The following is a 1,245-nucleotide window of genomic DNA, read 5'->3' on the forward strand; positions in this document are numbered from 1 at the left end:
CCCCGCCAGCAGACAATCCGCCCCAACAGGCAAAGGGGGGCCGGACACATGACCAATCTCAGACTATCAATCGCGGTCGGCGACTACGACCGCATGCGACCGCTCATGGACGGCTTCGTCCAGATCGACGGCGTCGACCCCGTCTTCATGCGCCTCACCCCCGAGGAAATCTTCTTCCGCGCCATGCGCCAGGCCGAGTTCGACGTCTGCGAACTCTCCCTCAGCAGCTTCTCGGTGCGCACCGCCCGCGCCGACAACCCCTATGTCGGCGTCCCGGTCTTCCCATCCCGAGCCTTTCGCCACACCTCCATCTACATCCGCACCGACCGGGGCATCGACAGCCCCGAGGACATGCGAGGCCGCCGCATCGGCGTCCCCGAATACCAACTGACCGCGAACGTATGGGCCAGGGCGATCCTGGACGACGACCACGGGGTCAAGGCATCCGACATCACCTGGGTGCGAGCCGGCCTGAATCAGCCCGGCCGCGTCGAGAAAGTCGCCCTCAACCTGCCCCCCGACATCCGCATCGAAGACGCCCCCACCGACACCACCCTGTCGGCAATGCTGGAACGCGGTGAGATCGACGGCGTCATCGCCCCCCGTCCACCCGCCGGCTTCGGCACCGACCCCAACATCGGCTGGCTGTTCCCCGACCCGATCGCCGCCGGCAGCGACTATTTCCGCCGCACCCGAATCTTCCCCATCATGCACCTGCTCGGTCTTCGCCGGACCATCGCCGACCAACACCCCTGGCTGCCCGGCGCGCTCTACAAAGCGTTCGAGACCTCAAAAAACCTTGCCCTGGAACGCCTGGCCGACGATTCCGCCTCCAAGGCCACGCTGCCCTTCGTCGAGGTGCATGTGCTGCGGATGCGCGAACTCATGGGCCAGGATTACTGGCCCTACGGCGTCGCCCCGAACCGCCACACGCTGGAAACCTTCCTGCGCCACCACCACCGCCAGGGCCTGTCCGATCGCCTGGTCACCGTGGACGAACTGTTCCACCCGGCCACGCTGGAAACGTTCAAGGTGTGATGCTGGGGGTGGGAGACAAAGATGTGGCCAACCGTCGCCCTGTATCCGTCATGGCCGGGCTTGGTCCCGGCCATCTTCGCACCGGCGGACGAAGCGCGGATGGCCGGGACGCGCCCACGGCTGTCTGGCACGATTTTTGAGTCCTGAACGCAATATTTCGCTGTACAAGCCGCACGGTATTGATTCTACTCAGCTTCCGACGTTTGG

General features: G+C 65.3%; 1 protein-coding gene. It reads left to right on the forward strand.

Going from position 1 to position 1,245, the window contains the following annotated elements:
* Positions 1 to 48: 48 nt before the first annotated feature.
* Positions 49 to 1,038, forward strand: coding sequence for an ABC transporter substrate-binding protein (locus tag GSQ89_RS16215; RefSeq protein WP_158926939.1), 990 nt, complete (start codon positions 49 to 51; stop codon positions 1,036 to 1,038).
* Positions 1,039 to 1,245 lie beyond the last annotated feature (207 nt).

This window comes from Acidisphaera sp. S103, assembly GCF_009765975.1.
In the GTDB taxonomy this organism is placed as follows: Bacteria; Pseudomonadota; Alphaproteobacteria; order Acetobacterales; family Acetobacteraceae; genus Rhodopila.

Excerpts from the sequence above, each read along its gene's own strand:
- GSQ89_RS16215 (WP_158926939.1), top strand. The coding sequence starts at position 49 with ATGACCAATCTCAGACTATCAATCGCGGTCGGCGACTACGACCGCATG.